Origin of the sequence: Cutibacterium nasicola (genome assembly GCF_051303185.1) — a bacterium.
Taxonomy (GTDB): domain Bacteria; phylum Actinomycetota; class Actinomycetes; order Propionibacteriales; family Propionibacteriaceae; genus Cutibacterium.
In genome coordinates this window covers 89,785-108,583 of sequence record NZ_JBPPGE010000006.1, presented here as the reverse complement: position 1 = coordinate 108,583, position 18,799 = coordinate 89,785, and the positions used below count along the sequence as shown (strand labels likewise).

Annotated in this window: 14 protein-coding genes and 1 tRNA gene; 4 read left to right on the top strand and 11 right to left on the bottom strand. The window is 64.6% G+C overall.

Going from position 1 to position 18,799, the window contains the following annotated elements:
• Positions 1–61: 61 nt before the first annotated feature.
• The 6 genes from ACSJJT_RS10590 to ACSJJT_RS10565 all read right to left on the bottom strand — a co-directional run bounded on the left by ACSJJT_RS10590 (position 62) and on the right by ACSJJT_RS10565 (position 7,171).
• Complete coding sequence (locus tag ACSJJT_RS10590; RefSeq protein ID WP_435918238.1) at positions 62–1,432, bottom strand: O-antigen ligase family protein; 1,371 nt, start codon at positions 1,430–1,432, stop codon at positions 62–64.
• A 92-nt stretch (positions 1,433–1,524) separates the two neighbouring features.
• On the bottom strand, positions 1,525–2,517 hold the full coding sequence (locus ACSJJT_RS10585; RefSeq protein WP_435918237.1) for a Gfo/Idh/MocA family protein: 993 nt from the start codon (positions 2,515–2,517) through the stop codon (positions 1,525–1,527).
• Entirely contained in the window at positions 2,517–3,629 is a 1,113-nt protein-coding gene (locus tag ACSJJT_RS10580) for a DegT/DnrJ/EryC1/StrS family aminotransferase (protein ID WP_435918236.1), read from the bottom strand. The genes ACSJJT_RS10585 and ACSJJT_RS10580 overlap by 1 nt, the downstream gene beginning before the upstream one ends.
• Positions 3,630–3,716: 87 nt before the next feature.
• Positions 3,717–4,334 (bottom strand): acyltransferase, encoded by a 618-nt coding sequence (locus ACSJJT_RS10575; RefSeq protein ID WP_435918235.1) that lies wholly within the window; start codon positions 4,332–4,334, stop codon positions 3,717–3,719.
• A gap of 126 nt (positions 4,335–4,460) precedes the next feature.
• Positions 4,461–5,801 (bottom strand): O-antigen ligase family protein, encoded by a 1,341-nt coding sequence (locus ACSJJT_RS10570; protein ID WP_435918234.1) that lies wholly within the window; start codon positions 5,799–5,801, stop codon positions 4,461–4,463.
• Positions 5,798–7,171 (bottom strand): glycosyltransferase, encoded by a 1,374-nt coding sequence (locus ACSJJT_RS10565; RefSeq protein ID WP_435918233.1) that lies wholly within the window; start codon positions 7,169–7,171, stop codon positions 5,798–5,800. Before ACSJJT_RS10565 ends, ACSJJT_RS10570 begins: the two co-directional genes overlap by 4 nt.
• Before the next feature lie 81 nt (positions 7,172–7,252).
• Here ACSJJT_RS10565 and ACSJJT_RS10560 point away from each other — a divergent pair, with 81 nt between their 5' ends.
• Positions 7,253–8,506, top strand: coding sequence for a tyrosine-protein kinase domain-containing protein (locus tag ACSJJT_RS10560; RefSeq protein WP_435918232.1), 1,254 nt, complete (start codon positions 7,253–7,255; stop codon positions 8,504–8,506).
• 107 nt (positions 8,507–8,613) lie between these two features.
• Here the strand turns inward: ACSJJT_RS10560 and ACSJJT_RS10555 are convergent, their stop codons facing one another.
• The 5 genes from ACSJJT_RS10555 to ACSJJT_RS10535 all read right to left on the bottom strand — a co-directional run bounded on the left by ACSJJT_RS10555 (position 8,614) and on the right by ACSJJT_RS10535 (position 15,410).
• A complete protein-coding gene (locus tag ACSJJT_RS10555; RefSeq protein WP_435918231.1) occupies positions 8,614–9,984 on the bottom strand; it encodes an O-antigen ligase family protein in 1,371 nt (456 codons plus the stop codon).
• A complete protein-coding gene (locus ACSJJT_RS10550; protein ID WP_435918230.1) occupies positions 9,972–11,159 on the bottom strand; it encodes a mannosyltransferase family protein in 1,188 nt (395 codons plus the stop codon). Before ACSJJT_RS10550 ends, ACSJJT_RS10555 begins: the two co-directional genes overlap by 13 nt.
• Complete coding sequence (locus tag ACSJJT_RS10545; RefSeq protein ID WP_435918315.1) at positions 11,156–12,535, bottom strand: glycosyltransferase family protein; 1,380 nt, start codon at positions 12,533–12,535, stop codon at positions 11,156–11,158. The genes ACSJJT_RS10550 and ACSJJT_RS10545 overlap by 4 nt, the downstream gene beginning before the upstream one ends.
• A 171-nt stretch (positions 12,536–12,706) precedes the next feature.
• Positions 12,707–14,998, bottom strand: coding sequence for a transglycosylase domain-containing protein (locus ACSJJT_RS10540; RefSeq protein WP_435918229.1), 2,292 nt, complete (start codon positions 14,996–14,998; stop codon positions 12,707–12,709).
• A complete protein-coding gene (locus ACSJJT_RS10535) occupies positions 14,991–15,410 on the bottom strand; it encodes a DUF5318 family protein (protein WP_435918228.1) in 420 nt (139 codons plus the stop codon). Before ACSJJT_RS10535 ends, ACSJJT_RS10540 begins: the two co-directional genes overlap by 8 nt.
• A 203-nt stretch (positions 15,411–15,613) precedes the next feature.
• Between ACSJJT_RS10535 and ACSJJT_RS10530 the strand changes: the two genes are divergently transcribed.
• The 3 genes from ACSJJT_RS10530 to ACSJJT_RS10520 all read left to right on the top strand — a co-directional run bounded on the left by ACSJJT_RS10530 (position 15,614) and on the right by ACSJJT_RS10520 (position 18,467).
• Positions 15,614–16,885 carry a M16 family metallopeptidase gene (locus ACSJJT_RS10530; RefSeq protein ID WP_435918227.1) on the top strand — a complete coding sequence of 424 codons (1,272 nt, stop codon included), beginning with the start codon at positions 15,614–15,616 and terminating at the stop codon, positions 16,883–16,885.
• A gap of 107 nt (positions 16,886–16,992) precedes the next feature.
• Positions 16,993–18,243 (top strand): M16 family metallopeptidase, encoded by a 1,251-nt coding sequence (locus ACSJJT_RS10525; protein ID WP_435918314.1) that lies wholly within the window; start codon positions 16,993–16,995, stop codon positions 18,241–18,243.
• 148 nt (positions 18,244–18,391) lie between these two features.
• Positions 18,392–18,467: transfer RNA gene (locus ACSJJT_RS10520), tRNA-Ala, on the top strand.
• Positions 18,468–18,799 lie beyond the last annotated feature (332 nt).

Sequence of the window (18,799 nt, the reverse complement as noted above, 5' to 3'; positions counted from 1 at the left end):
GCCGTACTGTCTGTTGATTCACCCCGAAAAACCACGGCTGAGCACGGATTTCCCGCACGAATCAGCGGTCTGAGGACACTTGTTCAGCAGGATCGTTCCCCGCAGTCGTCACCAGGCGGCAGGCAACCAGCGTGAAGAACCACCAGAACAGTGCGATCGGGAAGTTCTTGATGAGGTAGGTGTCCATCAGGAAGGCCGGTATCGTCGCGAGCACCCCGAGGCACAACACCGGGCAGTCTCCGCCAATCCCCCTGATGCACACCGCGATGACGGTGCCCAGGGAGACCAGCACCAGGGCAAGGCCGATCACCCCGAGCTCCCCCAGCACTTGGGCCACAACACTGTGAGCGTGCGGAAGACTGTAGCCGTACAGGGTCTGGCGCATGCCGTGGGAGGCCCCGGGCATGAAGGCGGACTCAAAGACGAACCATGGCCAGATGGTCCCATAGCCGGTTCCCATCAGGAAACGCCCCGGTGACTCAAGGACGACGCGCCCCGCCAGAGCCCACGTCCTCGCCCGCGCTGGGTCCACCAGCGACCCCGCCCGCAGCGTCAAGACGAGCCACATGGCAACTCCGGCCACCGCTATCCCCAGGATCGCAAGGATGGCCCATTGCTTATGGCTTCGTCCGCGATGAGGGCGTCCGAAGAAAAACAGACCGACGATGAACAGGGCCAGGCAGATGATCCCGGCACGGGACCCGGACGCCGCCACACAGGCCAGGTGGCTGACGACGGCCACGCTCGAGATGATCCGGTGACGGTTCCGGATGACGGCCTCGACGGCGACGGCCAAGGCGAGGATCAGCACTACGTGACAGATCGCAGCGCCACCGAGCCTGGTGGCAACCCGCCATCCGGTCGTATTACCGACTGAGTATTCGGCGACGAGCCCAATTGGGTTCGCGATCGCCATCAGAATGGACAGTCGCCACAGCGCTCCTTCGAGGTTCTCCACCGCGATGAGTCGGCACGCGAAGACAGCGACGAGAATCGTCATCGTCGCCTCGGCCAGGGGCACGACGAGGGCATAGAGCGGCATGTCCCTGATGACCCCCATGGAATCGTCATAGACGACATGGTCATGGAAGGGGATTGAGGCCGCCGCCCAGACCAGCAGAGCCAGGAAACTGCACACCACGATGGTGAGGGGGCCAGACCACTCCCGCGGAGTCGGTATCCCCCGTGCATCCCTGGCGATGCACAACACCTCCAGCACCACAGCAGCCGCTCCGAAGAGCGGGAGCATCAGAGGGCACGCGCCATTGCCGAAGAATGGCTGGGCCACCATGACATAGGTACAGGTGAGGAACAGGCACGCGACGACCACCTCGGCCCCCCAGCTGAACCATTGGGCGGGGTCGACCGAGCGCAATGACGTCACGACCCGCAGGTCGTCAGAGGAGTCGTGGTAACCAAAGATGCCAGCCATTCTACCCTTGGGGTTGTTGGTGATTCGGTCGCCCGGACCAGGCCGAACGCATCGATGAACGCAATCGGCCCGGCCCGATCATGACCAATGTGTCAGGAGGTCCTGATGAACTCCCCGGTGGCGGCGGAGTTGATCATCGCCTCGCAGACCTGGACAACCTTGGCGCCCTGGGCCATCGTCACGATGTCGGAGTCCTTGCCCAGCACGGCGTCACGGAAGTTCTCGTGCTCGGTGCGCAGCGGCTCGGGCTTGGGGATCGCGAACCTGGTGACGTCACCTTCGGCAACACCACGGAAGTTGGCGATGTCGTCCCACACCGTTGCAACCTTGGCGTTGGAGTAGAAGGTGAGGTCTGCGGTCAGAGTGTCCGCGACGAACATGCCCTTCTCACCTGTCACGAAGGTACGACGCTCCTTGGTCGGGGTCAGCCAGTTGACGAGGTGGTTGCTCATGAGCCCACCAGAGAGCTGGCAGGTCGCCGAGACCATGTCCTCGTAGTCCCGACCAGCCTTGAACATGGTGCGGGCAGCAACCAGCTCGAACTCACGCTGGGTGACCCAGGCGGTGAGGTCGATGTCGTGGCTGGCGAGGTCCTTGACGACGCCGACATCTGCGATACGGGCTGGGAAGGGGCCCTGACGGCGGGTGGCCACCTGGTAGAGGTCACCGAGATCGCCGTTCTCCAGACGCTTGCGCAGCGACTGCAAGGCCGGGTTGTACCGCTCGATGTGACCGACAGCACCTACCAGGCCCTTGCTCTGGAAGGCCTCGGCCAGACGGGTGGCAGCGGCGGTGTCGTAGGCAAGCGGCTTCTCGATGAGGGCGTGAACACCCGCCTCAGCCAGCTTGAGACCGATCTCCTCGTGGAACTTCGTCGGAGCAGCGACAACGCAGTAGTCGACCCCAGCCTTGATGACGGCGTCGACGTCGGGCAGGACAGGCAAGTCACCAGCGACCCCAAACGGGTCCTTGCCAGAGGCATCAGCAATCGCTACCAGGTCGACGCCGTCGATGGCGCGCAGGTTGCGAACATGGTTCTTGCCCATCGAGCCGATGCCGACCATGCCGGCGCGCAGGTTCGCCATCAGGCACCTGCCTTCGCGCACGAATTGACGCCGGCGACGATGCGCTCGAGGTCAGCCTGGGACAGCGACGGGTGAACCGGCAGCGAGACGCACTCGGCGGCAACCTTCTCGGTGTTCGGCAGCTCCAGACCCGGGGCGTACGGAGCCAGCGAGGGCAGACGGTGGTTCGGAATCGGGTAGTAGACACCCGAACCGACCTGATGCTCCTCCTTGAGGGCGGTGACGAAGCGGTCGCGCTGCTCGCCGGTGGCTCCCTCCAGGCGGATCGTGTACTGGTGGTACACGTGCACGTAGCCCTTCGGGACGGCGGGGGTGACGGCCTCGGTGATGTTCTCGGACAGGAAGGCGGCGTTCTCCTGACGGGTCTTCGTCCAGCCGGCCAGCTTGGTGAGCTGAACGCGACCGATGGAGGCGTGAATGTCGGTCATGCGGTTGTTGAGACCGACGTACTCGTTGGCGTAGCGCTTCTCCATGCCCTGGTTGCGAAGCATGGCAGCCTCACGAGCGACCTCCGGATCGGAGGTGGTGATCATCCCACCCTCACCCGAGGTCATGTTCTTGGTCGGGTAGAAGGAGAAGGCGCCGAAGGTGCCGAAGGTGCCGACATGCTTGCCGTCGATGCTGGCGGCGTGAGCCTGGGCACAGTCCTCAAAGACCTTGAGGCCGTGCTTCTCAGCGATCTTGAGGATCTCCGGCATGTTGGCCGGAAGACCATAGAGGTGCACCGGCATGATCGCGGCGGTTTTGTCGGTGACGGAAGCCTCGACGGAGACCGGATCCAGGTTGAAGGTCACCGGGTCGACGTCGGCGAAGACCGGCTTGGCGCCGGACAGGGCGACGGAGTTGCCGGTGGCGGCGAAGGTGAACGAGGGGACGATGACCTCGTCGCCCTCACCAATGCCAGCGGCCAGCAGGCCGATGTGCAGGGCTGAGGTGCCCGAGTTGACGGCCACGCAGTGGACTCCGTCAACGACCTGGGAGGAGAACTCCTCCTCGAAGGCGTGGACCTGAGGGCCCTGAGCGACCATGCCGGAGGCGATGACCTCGTCAACGGCCTTGTGCTCGTCGTCACCGAGGATCGGCTTGGCAGGTGGAATGAACTGGGCAGTCACGTTGAAAGCTCCTAACTGTTCGGACGGGATGTCCGGTTTGTGGGCGCCGCGGCACCCACAACGGGGTTGAATTGGGCGACGACGACCTCAGGCCTGCTCGCCCTCGCTGACGAGGGTCAGCGTGTCGGTGTCGGGATCCTCGACGAATCGGTCCCCGGTTCGCGAGTCGATCCACTTGTTTTCACCGTCGGGATCCAGCGGGAAGCCGGAACGGCCCACCCACTTGATTCGACGAGCCGGTACACCAGCCACCAAGGCGTAAGCCGGGACATCCTTGGTGACGACCGATCCGGCGGCCACCGTGGCCCACTCACCGATGGTGACGGGGGCGACGCACACGGAGCGAGCGCCGATGGCGCAGCCGCGCTTGCAGGTCACGCCCACCTGCTCCCAGTCGTCAGCCGACTTGAGGGAGCCGTCGGGGTTGATGGCGCGCGGGAAGTGGTCGTTGGTGAGCACCACCGCCGGGCCGATGAACACGCCGTCCTCCAGCTGCGCAGGCTCGTAGACGAGCGCGTAATTCTGGACCTTGCAGTTGTCACCGACGTGCACCCCCTCGCCGATGTAGGCGCCACGCCCGACGACGACGTTCTCGCCGAGGACGGCTCCGCCGCGCACCTGGGACAGGTGCCAGATCGACGAACCGTCGCCGATGGTCACACCGTCGTCCAGGTCAGCGGTGTCGATGATCCGTGGTTCACCCATGTGGGAAGCCTTTCATGCCGGTTGCATCGGGTCCAGCGTACTCGCGCCAACGACACGACGCCGACAGGGGCACTCTCAGTAGGCCGGACAGGTCACAGGACGGCGGCTCTCGAACGTGGCGGGGGCTCACTTCTGGCCAACTGAGATGGCTCGGGTCAGAACTCGGCGTCGACGCGGAAGCCGCCGCACGTCGTCACCCTGATACTTCTCAGACCTGCGCGGAGCCAGGCCGGGTCTGAGCAGGTACTGGCACCACAGCGCAATGGTGGCCATCTGGCACCAGACCACCGGGCTCTTGAGGTACGAACTGTTGGCCATGGCCAACAGCGGGCAGAGGAGCAGACTCACACCAACCGCCTGCAGCAGGAGCGTCTCGGTGTACCCGGGATGTCCCCCGGCACGGCGGATGGCTGCGACGAGGGCAGCCAGGGCCAGAGCGACGAGGACGACGCCAACGAGCAGGCCGTAGCCGACGAAGACCTCGGTGAAGCCGTTGTGCGGGTCGATGGCACCGTAGGTGCGCCACGGCGCAGCAGCGACCTCCACCGTGTACCGACCCGGTCCGATCCCGACGCCCTTGGTGTTCACGAACATCCATCCGGCGTTCTGGTACAGGTGCAGACGGGTCTGACCAGAGTTCGAGTTGAGGTTGACGATGAAAGTGTTGTAAGCGTCAATGAGCCTGGGAATCATCCCGGAGGCAATGACGACGATGGCACCGACGCACACCCCGATGGCTGCGATCATCGTCAGAACCCGGGAGCGCACGCACATCCAGGCCACCAGCACCAGACAAGCTGCCACGCAGAGTCGAGACCCGGTGAACCAGGTCACCGGCGGCACGAGGAGCGCGACGATGAAGTAGGTCCACTTCAGCCCGCCCTTCTCGAGCTGCCATCCCACGATGAGGGCAACCATGCCGGCAGTGATGAAGTAGGCGAAAAGGTTGGGGTTGACCATGAATGAGGCGATGTCGGTCGCCGTCCTGCGGACATAGGCCGGGGCACCCAACCGGTAGTTGGGCATGTGCTTGCCAGTGGCAATCTCGAACAAGCCAGGCAGGATCGCGATGATGACGCCTCCCAGCCAGGCCCGGCACATGAGGATGATCCAGGACAGCCCGTGGCCGACGAGGGTCACGGAAATCATCGTCACCAGACCGACGAGAACCCCCAGAATTTCCTTGAACCCCTCAGCATCCCGCATCAGGAACAGGCCCATGGCGATCCAGAACATGCCGACGGCGATGAGGACCTGGGAGACGATCTCCACCCGCGGGCGCGCCGCAAGAGCTGCCAACATCAGGACGATGACCAGCAAACGCACCGGGGGAAGTCCGGCAAGGGTGATCGTCGAAGCCCATGCTGACGCGAATGGCAACAGGATGAGGAAGAACTTCACGAACCACACTGCGAACCGGGAGGGCTGGGAGCTCGCAAGAGCAGCCCGCTGAGCCATCGTCGTCATGCCTGTGCCACCGCTACCATCCGGTCGACGAAGACGTCAAAGTTGTGATCGGCGTCGTACTTCTCGGCCACCAAACGGGCCACCTCCTGACGAGTCCGTTCGGACTTGACATCATTCATCCGCGTCGCGATGAACTCAGCCACCTCTGACGCTGACGGATCGGACGGCATCAGCCAGTCCGGAGGAAGGATCTCACGAACCCCGCCCACATCGGTACCGATGACCGGCACGCCGCGCACCATCGCCTCCATCATGGACACCGGGATGCCCTCCGAGGAGCTGGTGTTGACCAGGACGTCGGCCTCGTGGGTGCGGTACCAGTCGAAGAGCTCGTCGTGTCCGAGCTGGCCCAGCCACTCCACCTCGACCCCGCGAGGCTCGAGCCTTTCGGAAACCCGGGCAGCAAGCTCGTCATGGAGACGTCCCTCACCGGCGTGAACCCAGCGCAGCGTGGTCGATCCGCATCGCTGGGACAGCTCCGCCAGGGAGTCGATGAGCAGATCGAGCCGCTTGAAAGGTGTCATGGTGCTGACGGAGAAGACGGTGAAGACGCCGTCGGGACTGGGCCGGGACCACTCCCCGCACGAGGGGATGTCGACACCCAACCGGCTGACGACCACGTGGTTCTCATCAAATCCATAGCGGCTCACGCAGAACTCGGCGCCATCGGCGGCGATCGGGGCCAGCAGATCGACCTCGTCAACGATCTGGCGCACCGCGGGATGATGGCCCAGGGGATGACGATCCTCGTAGATGTCGGCGTTGTGAGCCCGGGAGGCCACGCGGCGCACTGCCCCCTGCTTCTTCGCCAGCGCAGCGCCCACTGTCGAGACGGCCAGCCAGTAGGTGTAGACGAGTTCGATCCCGCCGTGTTCCCTTGACAGTTCGGCCAAGGTGCGTCGAACCATGGTGATCTGGGCACAGGACCGCAAGGCGAAGACGAAGCGAGAACGGTCCAGACGGCCCAAGTTGGCGAGATCGCGGACTTCTCGCCAGAAGACGCCGGACGTCAGGGCGTCAAGAACTGACAGCGCACGCCCTTTCTGGCTTCCCCACTTCCTCAACAGGCGGGTGTCGAGGGTGACGCCCGCAGGAAGATCACGGGGTTGGACATTCGGCGCGTCGTTCTTCTCCGGCAAGACCACCATGTCGACGTCGCGACCCGTCCAGTGGGGCAATTCCGCGACAATGAACTGCTCGGCAGATCCGTAGGGGAACCGGGACGTCACCAGGACGACCAGCGGCTTGTCATGGTGCCGACCGGTTGATTGGCGCGAAACCCCTTGGGAAGGGCGGACACGGCGGACCCGCTGCGCGAGCCAGCGCTTCGCGCGTCCCACCACGCCGGAGAGTGCGCCGGATCGTCGCATGGCTGATGCTCCTTGGTTGTCCTACGGGCTATGGTGGTTCCAGCCTATACACACCTCCACCCCTGACAGATCGGTCGTTGGATGCAGCTACGTACAGTGTTCCGGAACGCGCGCCATTTCTTGGCCTCATCGGCGATTGTCGCCGTCATCGTCGCGATCGTCGCTGGGGTCGGCCACTACGCCATGTCCCATGCGAGCTACGAGGCCGAGGCCGACGTCTTGTTCACGTCAGAGGCCTTTGACACGTTCCAGAATCCGGCGGCGGCCTCGGAATACACCACCCACCTCGTCGCTTCCTATGCCGATTACCTCAGTTCCGCCGCGGTGCTGGAGCCCCTCGGCGCCAGCCTGGACCCGAGGGTGTCGTCAAAGTCGCTAGAGCAGGCCATCAAGGTGACCCCTTCCCCGATGTTCCTGCAGATCATCTACTCCAGCGACAATGAGGCCGACACCAAGAAGGTCGTCGACACCATGGTCACGGACCTCAAGAAGGCCGTTGCCCGGGTGCCGCATGCCAGCAACAACAAGCCGGTACTGTCCATCTCCAAGGCGACCGTCATCATCTCTCCGGTGCAGGGAAGTGAGCGCTCGGCCACCAAGAGCATGGTCGTCGGTGTGCTCATCGGCATCCTCGTCGCTCTCATCTACCTGTTCGTCCGAGCCATCCTGAACACCAGGATTCATTCGCCGGAGGACGTCGCCGAGGTCGTCGATTCCTCGGTTCTGGGCCGCGTTTCGGCATCCCCGACGACCAGCGAGATCACACCGCTGGCCCACAACATCTCCTTCATGCCGTCACGAGACGGCATTCGTACCGTCTCCTTGTGCCCCAGCTCCGGACCCACCCAGGCCGGAGTGATTGCCGCGGCTGTCGCCGACAGCCTGGCCCGCACCGGTACCAGGACGGTGCTCGTCGACGCCGATCTGGCTCATGGCAGCGCAACCCAGGCACGTGGTCTGGACCGTACCTGCGCTGGGCTGTCTGATCTGCTCGCCGGACGCGCTCATGACGGCGACGTCCTCGTCAGCGGCAAGGGAGACGAGGCCGACTTCATCTCGGCCGGAACGGCCACCGCCAACGGCGGCGAGCTGCTCGGCGGCGAGGCGCTGACGACTCTCCTGCACGAGCTGGGCCGTCGCTACGACAACGTGATCGTCAACGCCTCAGCAGGGTTCGAGGCCTCTGACTCCCTCACGGTCGCATCCAAGACCACCTCAGCGATCGCCGTCGTGGGGGAGGGAGTGACCTCGAAGCGCGAACTGAGCGATCACCTCGAGCTGTTGTCAATGTGCCACGCTCACCTGGATGGTGTGGTGCTCGCTCGTAAGAAGTAGGGGCTCCTGGATGACCTCATGTGGCGGTTGCCGGTTCCCGGCAACCGCCACATCTTTGACGACTTCCTCAACGCGGTCGGCGCCCGAATCGCCGCCCGGAGCCGCCGTCACAACATCGGGCTGGTCGAACTCCTGTCGTCTGATTCCTCACCGCTCGGCTCCACGGTGCCGGGCCCTTCCGGCGAGGCCACTGCCGAGCCAACACGCTCTGCGTTGCAGCCATGAGATGCCAACACGCAGCCAGCGATCAACCACCACCACGTCGACACGGCGAAGTTCTTCAGCAGATAGGTGTCAAAAACCCATGCAGCCGTGGTGGCCGCCAGCACCATCGAGGTCACCGCCCAGGTGGAGCGACGGCGGACGTCATGCCAGGCATTGACCCACAGCACGACGGCGGCTGCGCACAACACCAGGAACATGAGGACGCCCAACTCCGTGAGCACCGCGACGAAGACCGAATGAGCAGAGTTGAGGGCAACCCCGAACGGAGTGCCGATGATGCCGGCTCCCGGGGCCGCAATGAACTTGTCCTCGATGGAATACCACGGAAAGACCCGACCGGATCCCACGCCGAGAAGCAGGTACGTCCAGGAGCTGGAGACCGCGTCCCATCCCACCGAAGCGGCATGAAGACGGGCCGGCGAGGTCCATGTGGCCAGACGTTGCAGAGCGGGTACACGGATAACGAGGGCGACCAGCATCACCGCTGCGGCAGCCGCAACACCCCCCGCGATGCGCGGATGGTGTCGTCCCCAGGCTGCCAGCGCCCAGGCGCCGAAGATGAACAGCACGATGAGGGCGGCGCGGGAACCGGTGGCGATCGTCATGCCGACGGCAAGACATCCCACCATGGCCAGGGCAAGTTGCCGCGGACGCGTGCGAGCCATCCGAGAAGCGTCGAAGAAGACACCAGCTGCCAGGATGATCGCGACGTGGACAACCGCCGAGCCACCCATAGCGCTGGCAAGCCTGGGACTGCGGTGGATGGACGCCTGAACCGGCCAGTCCACGAGAGCGCCGAGAAGCACCGCAGCAGACCCCCCCAGGGTCGCCAGCCGACGAGCATGGCGAGACAGGACGAGTACCGTTGCCACCGCCGCCATCAAGGTGACCAAGGCTGTCACGGCTGGCATGACCTGGTGGATGCGTGGCACCGTCGTCCGCCACACGACAGCTTTCGGGGCCACCATCGCCGAGATCAGGGACCAGATCATGATGGTCGTGATCTCGGCGATGAAGATCCAGCCGGTTCGACTCATGGAATGACGTCGTCGCCATGCTGCTGGCGCCAGACACATCGTCACGACGGCGCATCCGACAAGCTGGATCGAGACGGTCCAAGGGGTCCACAGACCATGCCGGGTGTCGATGAGCTGCATCGCGAACAGGGTGATGACGACGACGGCGACGACGACCTTCTCGAGGGTTGGAAGACTCCCGACCCTGCGCGCGTATTCCAGCCTCAACTGGCCCACCTCCCGGTGAAAAAGCGCCAGCCCCACCACACCATGACGGCGAGATCAGCGACGACGATGATGCCCATGATTCCGCGCCACAGCAACACCAGACCGGGCGGTTTGGACGGGCCACGAGTGAGCTCAGCCAGCGCGACGAAGAGCGGGAACCACAACAGAGTGGCACGGTTGACGCTCATGTACCAATAACCGATCGAGAAGGCCACGACTTGGATACCAACCCAGGATGCCGAGGCCCAACGACGACGGATCAGACAATAGATCACGACGAGGATGCCCAGCACGACCGAGACAAGCTCGAGGCGAAACACGACCGCCACTCCGGCTGCCCCGGAGCCGTAGGTGACTTCCAAGGTCTCGGGGTGGGTCGCGGGAATGGTGTGTCGCAAGGTCTCGACAGGGGTGGTGAACCCACGTCCCCATCCCTTGGTCTGCGCCTGGGACCAAGCCGTCCACGACCCGGTCAGCCGATGCAGCCACACCACGAAGGCGACGAGAACAGCGGTTGGCACCAGGAGAGTCGAAAGCCGATTGACGATCTCGGTGGTACGGCGGCGTCGAGCAGCTTGACTGGTGGGACGATGCCGGTCGCCGTCACCCAGGACCGCCATCACGGCCAGGGCGCCGACGAGGAACAGTCCCGAGACACGGAAGGTGCACGCCAGCCCGGCAAGCAACGCGGCTGGCCACCACTTCCCGGACCGGGCACGCTCCCAGGACCAGAATGCAGCGGCGCAGAATGGGGATTCGGTGTACCCGACGACGGTGAAAACCGCTGTCGGGGCGATCAGCCACAGACACGCCGGTACCGTCCCACCGATACGAAACAGCGCCCAGGCCGCCAAGGCTGACCCGACCAGGCCGAGCAGGACTCCGGTGACCTCCATCGGTAGACCGACGAGGCTGCCGACCCTGAGCAGCGCCGGGAGTCCGGGGAAGAAGGCCATTTCCACGGGATCGGCGTACCCATTACGGGCGATGGACATGAAGTGCTGGACGTCCCAGTTGGCCATCACCTGGGAGAAGGTGCGGTGGCACCCGGCCATGATGGCCACGGCGACGATGAACAGGATCGCTCGGCTCCCCAACCATGTCTGGGTCACCAGGCGTCCATCATCGGCGGGGGTGAATGACGTCGCGACTCGCGTCGACCTCGTTGCTCCGGTGCGCGTCACCGGGCAGCCCCCGCGGCGGGTTCATCCTCGAGCGCCGGGTCTGGTAGGTGGTCAAGCACCCCACCGGTGGGATCGTCGGCATACCCCGCCCTGACGACGTCATTCCATGGCCGTCGGATGTCGTCGACAACACCCCATACGAACCAGATCTCACAGGCCAGACGCAGCAGGACGGAGGCCCAGTAGACGATGTCGGCGTCAGAACCGCCGGGCAGGGACAGCCCGCCCAGATGGGCCCAGACGGCCAACGAGTAGAAGCACTCCCCCACCATGAGGACGGCCCAGTCGCGAAGGTCGGGACGTGCCAGGGCCGCCAGCGGGACGAGCAGCAGCACCCACTGCGGCGAGTACACCTTGTTGGTGATGAAGAGGATCAGCAGGGCTGCGCAGGCCACCTGGGCGATGCGCGGACGCCTCGGGACCGTCATCGACAGCCATGCCAGACCGAGCAGGCCACCAATCGTCAAGGCACCGGTGATCCAGCCGATCCCGGGGATCGTACCGCCCGAGGAGTCCTGGATGACATACCAGATCGTTCCCAGACCGGTGCCCGACCAGAAAACCGACCGCAGACAGGTCCACCACGAGGTGAGGCCCAACCACGCCGCAGCGACGTGGCACACCACCAGCACGAGGAAACCCGACAACAGGTACCGTCCGAGTTCCGCCAGCCGGGTCGCGCGCAGACAGCACACCAGTACGGCGAAGGCCACCACGGCAGCCTGCAGGCTTCCGGCACAGGCCAGGCCGATGAGGATCCCGGCCAACCAGGGCCGACGACGCGACCACGCCAGCATCGACGTCGTGGCGAGGGCCACCGGGACCATGGAGAAGTCGATGAGACCGTTCAGGTAGACCGCCGGACACAGCACCACCCAGAAGACGTCCCAGGAACGGCGTCGAGCCTGGGTGGGGCCGCTCTCCCCGCCGACCGGAAGGTTGGCGTCTGAGCCGCGACCCAGCAGCATGACCGAGATGGCGACCGCCAGGAAAGCCACGAAGAGCACGACCTGGGCGACCCCCCAATAAGCATTCGCGGCGTCGAGAACCTGCTGGTCAGTGGCTTTCGGGGAGACCTGTGCGCCGAAGGCCCACACCATTCGGCGACAGAACGCCATGAGAACGGTCACGAGAGGGGGCTGAGCGATGTCGGGGTTCGAGAACAACGCTCCACCGTGACCCATCCCCGAGGACCGATAGATCGTCGGGATGTCCGAGTAGCACTGCCGCTGGTAAGGATCGACCGCCTTCGCCGCGTCATGCTGCACACATGGGGTGACCCGGTAGATGGTCAACAACCAGACCACGATCGCGCTCATGATGGCCCACCAGCCGGGATCGAAGAAGACGCCTCGTGGCCAGGCATGGCGACCAATACGCCCACCCAGACGGCGATCCAGCCCCAGTCGGGACACGCGGGATCGCTTCGGGGCGTCAAGAGCACGGCGGGCTGCGTAACCCATGGATCCGCCATTCGGGTGCGCGACGGCACGGCTGTCGGCAACCATGGCGTCGTCTTTCGGATCGGGAATGGTCACGTCGTCAGGCTACCCATTGTGGCCCGGACCACCGGGTTGGAGCCCGCCGCGCGTCGTCTCTCCCGTCGTGGGATGACCGGTGTGCGTCGGTCGGACGGTATGGGTTGGACGCCGGATGCGGGTCGTCTCGGTCTTGGTCGGTGACGGCGTGGAAGGCTCCTGAGTGGCCGAAGCCGTCGGTCTGGTGCTCGACGTCGTCGGGATGGAACTGGGAGACGCCGTCGCGGTCGAGGAGTCCGACGAGTTCGACGAGCCCGAGTCGGAATTCTCGTTGTCGTCAGACTTGCCCTCGGCCGGCACCACTGGCCGCTCAGTGTCGCCATAGTGCTTACCGGAGAGGTTCACCCAATCGGGGTCGGCGAATGACTTGTGAGGCATTCCCTTCATCGCCGTCGCCATGTAGTCCACCCAGGTCTGAGCCGGATACCCGCCGCCGTAGAAGCTCGACGCCCCCTCCCTGGCGTAGCGGTTGAGGTCCTCGTTGCCGCCATCACCGGCGACGAACATGACCGCGGTCGAGACCTGCCTGGTGTAGGCGACGAACCATGCCGCCGTCACCTGCTTTTCAACACCGGCGGTTCCCGTCTTGCCGGCAACCTCGTGGCCGAAGTCGGAGACGGCTCGCCCCGTACCTCCCCTGACCACTGACTGCAGGGCATAGGTGACGTCGTGGGCGATGTCAGCCTGGATGGTCTGTTTGGAGGGCTTGGACGCCTCGTAGACCGTCTTGCCGGAGGGATCGACCACCTTCGCCACCACGTGCGGGGTCACCTGCCTGCCACCGTTGGCGATCGTCGCATAGCCGCCAGCCTGGGCGAGCGGACTCACCTCGGCAGTACCCAGCGCGATGCGGTTGTTGAGGTCCCAGCCGGTGCCCTTGGGAAGCCCTGCATCGGTCGCGGCCTTGACGACCTCCTTCGGGCCGTGCTTCGTGTGGGCCACCAAGTCGACGAAGGCCGTGTTGATGGATTTCTCCGTGGCCCGATACAGACTGACGGTACCGAAACTCTCGTTGTTGTCGTTGCGGACCTCGGTCTTGTCGCTGTCCGGGGTGAACGGGTCACCCTCGAGACGGGAGCGCAGGCTGAAACCGTGACGCATCCCCGCGACCACGGCATAGGTCTTGAAGGTCGAGGCAGCAGGGCGGGGGGTGCGTGCCCAGTTGCGGGTGTTGGAGATGTAATCGTCGCCACCGTAAAGGGCAAGCACTCCGCCGGTACTGACGTCGACTGAGGCCAGCGCCGGATGAAGGTTCTTGGCACCCTTCTCCCCAGCATTGCGACCAGCGATCTTCTTGTACTTCTGGCCAGTCGCGACGGCTGCCTTCTGATCGTTGCGATCGAGGGTGGTAGTCACCTTCAGCCCACCCCCCTTGATCTGCTGGTCGGAGAACCCCTTGGCAGTCAACTCGTCATGAACCATCTTCATGAGGTAACCGTCGGTACCCGCCCACCGGTTGTAGTCGGGGACCTTCGGGAACTTCGGCAGCTCACGGTAGGCCTCGTCATGCTGGGCCTGAGTAATGTTGCCGGCCTCGAGCATGCCGTCGAGAACGTAGCGGTACCTCTGCAACAGCCTCTCGCGAGCAGCCACTCCCGCACTCGGGTCGAAGTTCACCGGGCTGTTGAGGACCGAGGCCAGCACCGCCGACTGGGACAAGGTGAGCTTGGACGCGTCAGTGTAGAAGAAGGCCTTGGCGGCAGCCTGAACACCGTAAGCACCACGACCGAAGTAAATGGTGTTGAGGTATCCGGCGAGGATGTCCTCCTTGGGCACTTCCTTACCCATCTTGACCGCAAGCAAGAGCTCCGTGAACTTGCGGCTCATGGTACGTTCCTGGGTCAGGTACAACACCTTGATGTATTGCTGGGTGATCGTCGAGCCACCCTGCATCTCGCCACCACGGGCAATGGCCCACGTGGCACGAACCATGCCCCTGACCGAGATGCCGGGATCAGTCCAGAAAGTGCGGTTCTCAGCCGAGACGACAGCATTGCGCAGGTCCTTCGGCATCGACTCATAAGGAATCGACTGACGGTTCTGCACCGAGAAGGACCCCAGCCGACTGCCGTCCCGGTAGTAGATGAACGAGGTGTTCGTCTGGAAGTCACGGTTGGGGTCGGGCAGCTCGGTGTGCTCATACGCGACGAAGACGCCGATGACGGCGATGATCGCCAGCGACAGGATCGTCACCAACAGGCCCCACAGGAACTTCTTCAGCTTGCCGTGACGGTTGCGCTTCGGCCTGGTGGCGGGAACTGCTCGTCGGACTGGCCTCTTGGCAGGTTTGTGATCAGCCATAAATGTCCTCCACGGTCGGCTGATGGCGAGGTGGGCGACGACGTCGACCATCCCCCAGGACGTAGTCGACGAGGATGTGGTTCCACAGACAGTCGGGACAAACCTCGACCTCATAGACGTGGAGCTCACCGAACTGGTGCTCCATCTCCTCCAGTTCATCAAGCGTGCGGATACGTCCCGAGTACTGACCCAGCTGGTGGCCGAAGACGTGGCGCAACAGGACCAACCGCGGCGACTCGCAGACCGGGCAGTCGTGGTCGAGGGACTCGCCGTGGTGCATGGCGGCGCGCACCAGCATGGGGTCGGCGTCGCACGCCGTAGGGGCATTGAGGTCGACCTGGGGGCTGAGCAACGCCTCCAGGGTGTGACGGCGTTGCAAGGCGTGGGACACCACGTTTCGCTGCGTCTGCATACCCTCCAGGGTACGGCGCGATGAGGACGAAGCGACGCAGGTGGTGTTGTGCACCGGGGTGCAGGAGAGGCTTTGAAGGCCCTCTTGCCCGCTTGTGGTGATCGGGGTGATGATCGTGGGCGGTGCTACGAGCGGTGACGACACCGAAGTTCAGAAACCACATCACCACCACGGACTGCCCCACGACGTCACCGGCTGCCCCTATGCTCGAACCCATGTCAGAAGGCCTCCATCTCCACCGCGCGACCCTTGACAACGGAATGCGCGTGGTCGTCAACCCGGACACCACCTCCCCCGGTGTTGCCGTCAACATCTGGTACCAGGTGGGATCGGCCGACGAGGAGATCGGCCATTTCGGCTTCGCCCACCTCTTCGAACACCTGATGTTCTCGGGCACCACGAGCGGCATCGCGTCGAGCGAGCACCTGGCCACCATCGAGGCGGTGGGAGGGTCGGCCAATGCGTCCACCAGCTTCGACCGCACCAATTACTACGAGACGGTTCCCGCCGGGGCGTTGGAGCTGGCGTTGTGGTTTGAGGCCGAGCGATTGGCCCACCTGGCCGTCACCGAGGAAAACCTCGCCACCCAGCGGGAGGTCGTCAAGGAGGAGAAGCGCCAGCGCTACGACAACACCCCTTATGGCGACCTGCTCGATCTGCTCCTGGACGGGCGATTCGGGCAGGCACACCCGTATGGGCACCCGGCCATCGGTTCGGTGCCTGACCTCGACGCCGCCCACCTCGACGACGTGACGGCCTTCCACTCCACCTGGTATCGACCCGACAACGCTGTTCTCGTCATCTCCGGGTGTGTCGAGGCTGACGAAGGTCTCGTTCTCGCCGAGAAGTACCTGGGCGCGGTACCCACTGCAACCGGAGATCTCCCGCCGCGCATTCAGGAACCAATTCGCCACGACAACCGACGGGTGGTCGTTGAGCGCCCGGTGCCTCGGACCGCGGTAACCCGGTGCTGGGCCACCCCGCCCATCACCGATCTCGACAGCCTCGCCGTGGCGATGGCCATGGACGTCATCGGGTCCGGGATGAGTTCGCGTCTCATCCGCATCCTGGAAAGGGAACGTCACTTGGTCGACGGCGTCGCGATGAACGACTTCGGGCTGTCGCGGGGGTCCTCGGCGGCCCTGGTGTCGGCCCACCTCAAGCCAGGAGTCCGCGAGGAGGAGCTGACCGGGGTCGTTGACGAGATCATCGCCGATTTCGCCACCAATGGACCGCACGAGGCCGAGCTGGAGCGAGCCCGGTCCCAGGTGGAGAGGGGTTGGTTGGAGTCCCTCGCCGTCGTCGACGAGCGGGCCGACCTGCTCAACATGCACGAGACCCTGCTGGGAGACGCCTGCCTTGTCAACACCCACCTCGACCGAGTGCGTGCGATCACCCCCGACCAGGTCGCCGAGGCCGCGAAACGGTGGCTTTCCCCCGACCAGTCATCGACCGTCGTCCACAAGGAGGCGTGATGGAGACCCTCAATGATCGTCCCGATGTGCGGCCCGGCTCGCCGTGGTCCTTCCCGGAGTGCATCGTCGAGACCCTGTCCACCGGACTGACGGTGGTGCGCGTGCCCATGCCCGGTCAGCGCATCATCACCATGGAAATCGGGTTGGACGCGCCCCTGAGCGTCGAGCCTGCTGGTCTCGAAGGTTTGGCCGGACTCGTCGTCCGCACCGCCGACGAGTCGACCGGCCCTCACCCCGGCGCCGCCTTTGCGGAGGTGATGGAATCGATCGGGGCCAGCTACGACGGGTCGGCTGGTCTGGCCGGCAGCCACGTTGGCGTCGACGTTCCCGCCACGAGGTTCGATGCCGCTGCCGAGCTCTTCGTCGAGCTGTTGCGGATCACCAGCCTGGCCCAGGCCGACGTCTCCCGCCAGATCGACATGGCACGAGCCTCCCTGGCCCAGACGGCTCAGCGTGGATCGGCCTTGTCCGGGCTCGCAGCCGCCCGTGCCCTGTGGCCGGAGGGGTCGAGGTCGGCGTTACCAACCATTGGCACCCTGACATCGGTAGAGAAGCTCGACGCCGAGGCTGTCCGGGAGTTCTGGGCCGCGCATTGGACCCTCAGCGATGCCGTGCTGGTGGTGGCCGGCGAAGGGGTCGAGGACCTCGATCTGTCGGTGTTCGAGCAATGGACGGCCACCGGGTCAGCGGCGGAGATCGTTCCGGCCACACCTCGGGTCGGTGGGCCACGAGTGATCCTCGTCGACCGCCCCGACGCCGTGCAGGCCGATGTGAGGATCCAGCAGGCCACGGTGGGGAGAGCCCACCCTGGGTGGGGAGCCCTCAAGGTGGCGTGTGGGGCCTTGGGCGGAACCTTCGGGTCGCGGCTCAACCAAGTGCTGCGCGAGGACAAGGGATGGTCCTATGGGGTCGGGATGTCAGCTCGTCCACTGCCTGACGGCGGGGTGACGACGGTCGCTGGGTCCTTCCGGACCGAGGTCGGGGCCGACGCCGTCGCCGAGGCGTTGAGTATTCTCACGTCCGAGGACGACCTGCGTGACGACGAGGTTGATTCCGCCCGTGACCACTTGGTGGGGATTGCTCCGCTGCAGTACGACACCGCCGGTTCGGTGGCTCATCAGGTGGCTGCTCTGGTGCGGGCGGGTCTGGCGCCAACCTGGGTCGACGATCACCTGGCTGCAGTGGCCTCGGTGAAGGCGGATGGTCAGGAATGGTCAGCCAACACTGCGTGGCGCCAACTTCTCAACCCCGACGACTGGCGCATCGGTATCTGCGGTCGAGCGGAGGATCTGGCTCCGGCATTGGCCAAGCGTGGGTTGGAGGCAGTCGTCGTCAGCCCCACCGAGGTGCTGTCGTAACTCGAACGTGTCAGGCGAATCTGCCAAAAACTGCTCCGAAAAGCGGGATGGCAACGTCACCATGGCAGTTTTTGGCAGATTTGGCTGATTGCTCCCAGGATGTGACTCGCCCAAACGCCCCATGTTCCTCTAGACTGTCCAAGTCCACGGGGCATTGGCGCAGTTGGTAGCGCGGCTGCTTTGCAAGCAGTAGGTCAGGGGTTCGAATCCCCTATGCTCCACCAGATCAGACGTATTAGCACACCTGACATCAGCCGGATGTGGGGCCGGCGGCGACGTGCTAGCGGGACCCTCGTGGTCGTGCCGCCCAGTGTCCAGGCATTTTTGATGACGTCCGCCAGGGCGATGCAAATTTGATCTTGGTGACGTTTCAGGGGTAAAGGAGGCCGATAGCGTCCGCTGAGTAGGCTTCGAGGGGCATGGCTGCCACGGCAGCCTCCAGTCGCTGTTTGGTAGCGGTGCGGTCGTGATGGCCTGAGACCGCTCAGCGAACCGCTGCTCGAAGGCGGCTGCAACCTGCGCGTAGGTAGCCGGGGCAATGACGACATACTGGGGG